Below are 8,311 nucleotides of genomic sequence, written 5' to 3'. Positions count from 1 at the left end.
TATGAGTTTTTTTGTTGCACTATATTTTACAATTTATCACAAAATAAAAAAGAAAAATTTTTATAGAGATTGTGACAAAAATTCTATCCGTATTATATCAAAATTAAAAGCCCTCACTTAATCAGAATATCTTTGTTGCACTTGACTTGACAATTGGGGTTGGAATAATTTTATATGATTAGTTCTTAACATTATTTAAACTAATTCACTTAAATAATCATAGCGTTCATATTTTTGCAGTAAGATTTCATTAAGTTTATCCAATTCTGCTTGTAAAATGGACAACTCCCCGAAATCAGTCCCATTTTCAAGCATTTTAGTTTCAATTATTTTAACTTCCATCTCTATTTTTTCTATTTCTGCTTCTATTATTTCCCATTCCTTCTTTTCATGATAGGTCATTCGTTTCTTTTCTTCTTTTATTTTAACCTGTTTCTCTTTTGTCTCAGATTTTGAAGTTGAGAGTTGCTGAAACTCGAAATCTTTCTCATCTAGATAGTCCGTATAGTTTCCATAAAACTCTCTAACTGTACCGTTTTCAAAAGCAAGTATTTTACTTGAAACCTTATCGAGAAAATAACGATCATGACTAACAGTTATGACTGGGCCAGAAAAAGTTTGCAAAAAGCTTTCTAAAACAGTTAAAGTTGCAATATCGAGATCATTCGTAGGTTCGTCCAAGAGTAAAACATTTGGTTTTTCCAGCAATAACTTTAGAAGATAGAGTCGTTTTTTCTCTCCACCAGATAGTTTTTCAATCAAAGTACCATGCGTTGAACGAGGAAAAAGAAATTGTTCCAAAAGTTCCGCAATCGAAGTCGTTCCTTTGCTTGTTTTTACTTCCTCTGCCACTTCTTGTAGGAAATTAATTACGCGCTTACTTTCATCGAGTCCTTCAATCTGTTGAGAAAAATAAGCAATACGAATCGTTTCACCTATTGTAACTTGACCAGTCTGACTTTGAATGCGACCAGCTATTAGATTTAATAAGGTTGATTTTCCAACACCATTATCACCAACGATTCCAATTCGATCTTTATTCTGAACTAAAAGATTAAAATTTTCCAAAAGTGGATTATCGTCATAAGAAAAAGTAACATCTTTAAATTCAATTACTTTTTTCCAATTCGACTTGTCTCAAAATTCATTTCCAGAGTATTACCTAAAGTTGTATCAGATAAGTCAGATTTCAATTCATGGAATCGATTGATTCTCGCTTGTTGTTTTGTTGCACGAGCTTGGGGTTGACGACGCATCCAAGTCAATTCCTGCTTATAAAGTTGCTGCTTCTTATGAAGTAATGCAGCATCTCGTTCCTCCTGTTCAGATTTTAAACGAACATAATTTTGGTAATTCCCCTGATACTCGATTAAACCGGAACGCTCCAATTCAAATATTCGAGTAGAAACACTATCTAAAAAATACCGATCATGCGTGATAAAAAGAACTGTTTTTTTTGAATTTTTTAAAAAAGTAGCCAGCCACTCTATTGTATGAATATCCAAATGGTTTGTTGGTTCATCTAATAGTAACAAATCATGATCCCCTAATAAAACTTGGGCTAGCTGTATTCGACGGCGCAATCCTCCTGAAAGAGTACCCACTTTAATAGTCAGATCCTCTATTCCCAATTTCGACAAAACCGTTTTTACCTGACTTTCAATTTCCCAAGCATTGAGAGCATCCATTTCTGACATTACTTTTTCAAGCCTAGTTTGTTGACTACTGTCATAGTTTGACAGTAATAATTCATAATCATGAATAAGTTTCATCTCTTTGAGATTGCTAGATAACACTGTATCTAACACTGTTCTTTCATCATCAAAATCTGGCTCTTGAGTTAAATAGCCAATTTTAAAATCATTCTTAACCGAGAATGGACTACTATCTCCATCATAACCAGAAACACCAGAGAGAACATCTAAAAGAGTCGTTTTACCAGTTCCATTGATTCCAATTAGACCAATACGATCGAAATCGTGAATAATAAAAGATATTTTCTGAAAAACAGTTTTTTCTCCAACAGTTTTTGTTAGATTATCTACGATAAAATCACTCATCGCTTCTCCTTTATAAAGTCAGTTATTGCAGTAAGAGTATTCTCCAATTCTCCATCTACAATAGCATATTCAATCTCTTTTAACAGTTGACCTAGTTGTGGTCCTGCATCAAAACCAAAATTCTTTATTAGCATCCCACCATTCACCACAATTTCATGTTTATCATGAATTGTTAGTTCATCATAAATTTTTTGAATGATAATAAAATCTGTTTTTAATCCTTGAGCTTGACGTAACTCTTCTGCTTCAAAGAGTAATGTTAAATCATACCGATAACAATCCCGTCTTGTCACTCCACGAACTTGTCTAAAAGATAAAATATCTATAAATTGTTGCACTTTTTTTGAAAAATCACGAGAGGTCTTCCATTTTTTTAAAAAGATTTGTACATCTTTTAGAGATAAGGTGCTAAAAAGCGCCCCCCAAGCTTGTACTGAACTTGTAAAGGTAAAATTTTCTGCTAAGTTAAAAAGTTTTTGTAAACCTGCATTTTCTTCAACTAACTCTGGCAAGTGCTTATAAACACGACAATCCAACATTGAGTTCAATCCTCTTTTCCAAAAAGGAGCCAAGAGTAGTTTATCAAACTCTATAAAAATGCGTTCAACCGATATTTTTTCTAACAAGAAAGCTCTGTCTTTCATTGCAGCGAGTGTTTGTGCCTCCAGTTGAAAACCTAAACTAGCCTGAAAACGCAGTCCACGCATGATACGAAGAGCATCCTCGTTAAATCTTTCAGAAGCTATCCCCACTGCACGTAGTTGTTGATTCTGTAAATCAGCAACTCCATCAAACAAATCAATGACATCCCCACCATCTGTCAAGGCAAAAGCGTTTACGGTAAAATCTCGACGTTTTAAATCTTCTTCTAACGAGCGAACAAAAGAAACGCTGGATGGTCTTCGATAGTCAACATACACATCCTCTGTACGAAATGTCGTTACCTCATACTCGTGGCCATTTTCTAACACTAAAACTGTTCCATGTTCTATTCCAATATCGACTGTTCGTCTAAATATTTGCTTAATTTCCTCTGGATAAGCCGATGTTGCAATATCAACGTCATGAATAGAGCGTCCCAGTAGGGCATCCCTCACAGAGCCACCAACAAAATAAGCTTCAAATCCAGCCGCTTTTATTTTTTCTAATACGGGTAAAGCCTCCTGAAATTCAGAAGGCATATTTTCTAATCTCATAATAAATGTTCCAAACCATAAACAAGCTCTTGCCGCTTGATAACTTCTTTAATAGCCAAATTGACTCCAGTCATGAAAGAAGAACGGTCATATGAATCATGACGAAGGGTCAATCCTTCTCCTTGACTTCCAAAAATAACTTCTTGATGTGCAACTAACCCGGGTAAACGTACAGAATGAATTCTCATGCCATTAATATCTGCACCTCTTGCCCCTGGAAGAAGCTCCTCCTCATCTTCTGCACCTTGCTGAAACACAGAACGTTGTTCACTAATCAGCTCGGCTGTCTTGATAGCTGTTCCACTAGGAGCATCTTTTTTATTATCATGGTGTAACTCTATAATTTCCACATTTGGGAGAAATTTTGCAGCTTGAGCTGCAAACTGCATCAGTAGAACAGCTCCAATTGCAAAATTAGGGGCAATTAATCCACCCAAACCTTTTTGACAAGAAAGTTTTGTTAACTTAGCAATTTCTTCAGCTGTAAAACCTGTTGTTCCTACTACGGGAGCAAAACCAGATTCTAATGCAAAACGAGTATTTTCATAAGCCACTTTTGGGGTCGTAAAATCAATCCAAACCTCTGCATCTAGGTTCGCCATTTCTTCCTTATGTTTAAAAACAGGAACTCCAGCTACTTCTTTTTCATCAGTAAATGGATCCAATAAACCAACCAGTTCAAGTTCGTCATCAGACATAACCATATTAAAAGCGGCCTGTCCCATTTTTCCCTTATAACCCGCAATGATAACTTTGATACTCATTTCCTTCTCCTTTTATACAGATGGAACATACCCTACTGCTACACTATGGTCACCTAAGTGCGTTCCAATTACACTACCAAAAGTTGCAAGTTGAATGGTCCCTTCAATTCCATTTTCAACTAGAAGCTGACGTAACATTTCCGCTTTATCAATTGCATTTCCATGAATAACAATCACTTGATAATGTCCGTTTTTAGTGTCGTCTTTGATGATATCAACTAAACGTTTAAAAGCTTTCTTTTCCGTTCTTACCTTTTCAAAAACTTCTATTTTTCCTACTTCATTAAAATAAAGTACTGGCTTAATACTGAGAAGATTCCCTAGAACTGCCGCCCCATTTGATAAACGTCCACCTTTAACCAAATGTTGCAAATCATCAACTAAAATATAAGCAGAAGTATGTTCGATTTGCGAATTTAGATTCATTAAGATATTCTCAAATGATACGCCATTTTCTGACCAAGAAAAGATATTCTCGATCAACAATCCAAGAGGAGCTGATGTGATTTTACTATCAGGAAAAACAACCTCCATCCCATCAAATTCATCTTTTAAATATTGGATATTTTGATAGAATCCAGAAATGCCAGACGAAAGAAAAAGACCGATTACATGAGTATAACCTTGCACATGTAAATTAGATAAAATTTCTTCCAAGTCAGCTATACTTGGTTGACTAGTCTTAGGTAATTCTTTCGACTGAGCCATTTTAAAATAAAACTCACTTGCCGTGAGATTTTTTCCTTCTACATAAGATTGACCATCTATATAGACAGGAATGTCGAGGACAAACAAATCTTTACGTACTTTAACCGTTTCAGGTAAAAAAGCAGAAGAATCTGTTATAACAGCTATTTTCATTCACTAAAACTCCAAATTAATCCCTGGTAAATCAAGGGCAATCTCTGTTACTTCATAAGTCAAACGGTTAAGCATTTTAAGACATGGCTGTGCAAGTAGTGCAACTTCTTCTTGAGAAAACTCACTCGGTTCGTTGACAATCCTATTTTGAACATGATTGATCTGAGCAATGACACCACTGATAACAAAACTATCAAAAACAATCATATAATTTAAAACCACATTGATAGAAGTTAGTGTATTTTCCTCATCTTGGTTTAATAATTGAAAGTTGACATCAACTTTTGTTTCAGGGGCACCATTTTCTTTTTCCCATTCGAAATTGCGAGCATCATAATGATATTGGCTAACAAATTCTTTTTCACGTTGTAGTTCCATATTTTCTCCTAAAATATAAATCAGTTTTCTTATTATACCATAAAGTTAAGCTATTTTCAAAATTCTTATAATTTAAAAAATGAAAATAGGAGAACAAAATACGAAATTTTCTCTAAAAAGAGCTCTTTAGAATTTATAGGACGCAAACAACAATCAGCTATCATATAAAAACTTTACCGATAATAAAAAGCAAGGTCGGGATTTTTGTCCCAACCTCATCTAAAAATATTGATTTATTTGGTAAGATTATAATTCTCAATTAAAATCTCAACCGCAGCTTCTACCTTTTTATGCAAAGAATCAACATTACCATTTTTTATGATGGCAAATTGATTATCTAACTCAGCAATTTCACCAATCACTTTTTTGCCAATGGTTAACTGATAACCTTCGATTTGTCTTTTTCCAACCTCAACCTTACTATCTGACAATTGGATTTCTATTTTCTTATCTTTACTCATTTTATACCTCGTTTCATTTTTTCTATTGTACAAAAAAAGTCACGAAATAGCAAGAACCAAGGAAGGAGGATAAAAATTAGAAGACAAAACATAGCTTCAAACTTCTTACCTTATCACTGTCATAGTCTCAAAAGTGAACAAGAAGGGTCGTTGGAGTTTTTATTCCAACTTCGCACGCTCTAATCTACTTGAACAATCCAACCTTCTGGAGCTTCGATGTCCCCAAATTGAATTCCCGTTAATTCATCATACAACTTCCGAGTGATTGGTCCAACTTCTGTTTCACTATAGAAAACATGAAATCTATCTCCATGCTGAATACCACCAATTGGAGAAATAACAGCTGCCGTTCCACAAGCTCCTGCTTCAATAAAGCGTTCAAGATTATCAATTGGAACATCACCTTCAATTGGTTTTAAGCCAAGACGATGCTCAGCTAAATATAACAAGGAGTATTTTGTTATCGATGGAAGAATAGATGGGCTCAATGGTGTGACAAATTCATTTTGAGCTGTAATTCCAAAGAAATTTGCTGAGCCAACTTCCTCAATTTTTGTATGAGTTGCAGGGTCTAAGTAAATAACATCTGAGAAATTCCTTGATTTTGCCATTTTACCAGGAAGAAGACTTGCGGCATAGTTCCCTCCAACCTTCGCAGCACCCGTTCCATGCGGAGCTGCTCGATCGTACTGGTCTTGGATCAAGAAATTAGTTGGTACCAATCCCCCTTTAAAATAGTTGCCAACTGGCATTGCAAACACTGTGAAAATGTATTCTTTAGCCGGTTGCACTCCAATAATATCACCAACTCCTATCAATAACGGACGTAGATAAAGAGTACCACCTGTTCCATATGGAGGCACAAAGTCTTCATTTGCTTTCACAACTTGTTTACAAGCATCCACAAACATATCTGTAGGGACTTGAGGCATCAATAATCGGTCTGCAGTTCGTTGTAATCGTTTGGCATTTTCATCTGGTCGGAACAACTGCACATTTCCATTTTTAGTTCGATAAGCTTTTAGCCCTTCAAATGCCTGCTGTCCATAGTGAAGACTAGGCGAAGATTCCGAAAGATGTAGTGTCGCATCCTCAGTCAGCTCACCTTTTTCCCAAATTCCTTCTTTATATCGCGCAAGAAAGCGATAAGGCAATTTCATATATGAAAATCCTAGATTTTCCCAATCAATTGATACGGTCATTTTAATCTCCTTTTATTTTCTAGATTGTTTTAAATCATATACTCATAAGTGATCTTTCTAGCACCATCTAAGGACTTCTCATTTAGAGGGAAAAATATGACAAGTAAACAAACACCATATAGATACTGGACAGATTTTTATCTATGAGATACTCTTTTTATTTTACACCTTTTTATTAAAATTGCAAGCTTTGTTTGTAATTTTCAGACAATTATCTGTAAATGATGTTCCAAATCGTTTTTAGTTGACTATCATACGTTAACTTGATTGCTTCATCTTGCCTAATAAATTAGCTTTATAGGTTATTAATATCCCATGTGGTAAAAATATGTTAAAATGGAATCATGAAAGAAACTCTTTTAAAAGACGGGGAAAGGATCAATCAATTATTTTCCTCTGATGTCAAAATTATTCAAAATAGAGAAGTTTTTAGCTATTCAATTGATAGTGTATTACTCTCACGTTTCCCAAAATTGCCTAAACAAGGGTTAATTGTGGATCTTTGTTCTGGAAATGGGGCAGTCGGACTTTTTTCAAGTACGCGTACAAAAGCAGATATCATTGCAGTTGAGTTACAAGAACGACTAGCAGATATGGCAGAACGCTCAATTGAACTAAACAATTTAAACGATCAGATGTCCGTCATTCAGGATGATTTAAAAAATCTACCTCATTACATCAAAGAAAGTAAAGTTGATGTCATACTCTGCAATCCACCTTATTTCAAGGTTGATAAACATTCGAATTTAAACGAGAGCGAACACTACTTACTTGCTCGCCATGAAATCACTACCAATCTGAATGAAATCTGTAAAGTAGCACAACGAGTTCTCAAATCTAACGGAAGGTTAGCTATGGTTCATCGGCCAGACCGTTTTCTTGACATTATTGAGACTATGAAACAGTATAAATTAGCCCCAAAAAGAATTCAATTTGTTTATCCGAAACAAACTAAAGGAGCCAACATGCTTTTAATCGAAGCTATAAAGGATGGTTCACTTGATGGACTTAAAATTTTGCCTCCTCTGTTTATACACAACGAAGATGGTAGCTATACCTCCGAAATTCATGAGATCTATTATGGATAATAAGGCTTACATGTACGTTTTAGAATGCGCAGACGGCTCACTCTACACTGGTTATACCACCAACATTGAAAGACGTCTTCAAACGCACAATGCTGGAAAAGGAGCAAAATATACCCGTACGAGACTTCCTGTTACACTCGTTTATCAGGAAGAATTTCCTGATAAACCCTCTGCCATGTCTGCAGAAGCACTCTTTAAAAAAAGAACAAGAGCCTCAAAACTGGCCTATATTGAAAACAGCATTTACGATAAATTTAAGGGACAAACAATAAAAAAGAGTAAAAAGTAACTTTGAACTGCA

Annotated in this window: 8 protein-coding genes and 1 pseudogene; 2 read left to right on the top strand and 7 right to left on the bottom strand. The window is 35.1% G+C overall.

The genetic code is table 11. The features are described 5' to 3' along the window. Nucleotides 1-195 precede the first annotated feature (195 nt). From STRDD10_RS01115 to STRDD10_RS01085, 7 genes and pseudogenes are all read right to left on the bottom strand, one after another. Nucleotides 196-2,060, bottom strand: a pseudogene (locus tag STRDD10_RS01115) (ABC-F family ATP-binding cassette domain-containing protein). Further along, on the bottom strand, nt 2,057-3,256 hold the full coding sequence (locus tag STRDD10_RS01110) for a CCA tRNA nucleotidyltransferase (RefSeq protein WP_067192410.1): 1,200 nt from the start codon (nt 3,254-3,256) through the stop codon (nt 2,057-2,059). Before STRDD10_RS01110 ends, STRDD10_RS01115 begins: the two are co-directional and overlap by 4 nt. Then, entirely contained in the window at nt 3,253-4,020 is a 768-nt protein-coding gene (dapB, locus tag STRDD10_RS01105; protein ID WP_067192408.1) for a 4-hydroxy-tetrahydrodipicolinate reductase, read from the bottom strand. The genes STRDD10_RS01110 and dapB overlap by 4 nt, the downstream gene beginning before the upstream one ends. Nucleotides 4,021-4,032: 12 nt before the next feature. Further along, entirely contained in the window at nt 4,033-4,881 is an 849-nt protein-coding gene (locus STRDD10_RS01100) for a DegV family protein (protein WP_067192406.1), read from the bottom strand. A 3-nt stretch (nt 4,882-4,884) separates the two neighbouring features. Beyond that, nucleotides 4,885-5,259, bottom strand: a complete 375-nt coding sequence (locus tag STRDD10_RS01095) for a DUF1149 family protein (RefSeq protein ID WP_067192403.1) — start codon at nt 5,257-5,259, stop codon at nt 4,885-4,887. A gap of 233 nt (nt 5,260-5,492) precedes the next feature. Next, a complete protein-coding gene (locus STRDD10_RS01090) occupies nt 5,493-5,720 on the bottom strand; it encodes a DUF2969 family protein (protein ID WP_067192402.1) in 228 nt (75 codons plus the stop codon). A 179-nt stretch (nt 5,721-5,899) separates the two neighbouring features. Continuing rightward, complete coding sequence (locus STRDD10_RS01085; RefSeq protein WP_067192400.1) at nt 5,900-6,922, bottom strand: branched-chain amino acid aminotransferase; 1,023 nt, start codon at nt 6,920-6,922, stop codon at nt 5,900-5,902. A 344-nt stretch (nt 6,923-7,266) separates the two neighbouring features. Between STRDD10_RS01085 and STRDD10_RS01080 the strand changes: the two genes are divergently transcribed. Further along, nucleotides 7,267-8,010 (top strand): tRNA1(Val) (adenine(37)-N6)-methyltransferase, encoded by a 744-nt coding sequence (locus STRDD10_RS01080; RefSeq protein ID WP_067192398.1) that lies wholly within the window; start codon nt 7,267-7,269, stop codon nt 8,008-8,010. Next, on the top strand, nt 8,003-8,299 hold the full coding sequence (locus STRDD10_RS01075; protein ID WP_067192395.1) for a GIY-YIG nuclease family protein: 297 nt from the start codon (nt 8,003-8,005) through the stop codon (nt 8,297-8,299). The genes STRDD10_RS01080 and STRDD10_RS01075 overlap by 8 nt, the downstream gene beginning before the upstream one ends. Nucleotides 8,300-8,311 lie beyond the last annotated feature (12 nt).

This window comes from Streptococcus sp. DD10, assembly GCF_001578805.1.
Classification (GTDB): Bacteria; Bacillota; Bacilli; order Lactobacillales; family Streptococcaceae; genus Streptococcus.
This window is presented reverse-complemented; position numbering and strand designations above follow the sequence as displayed.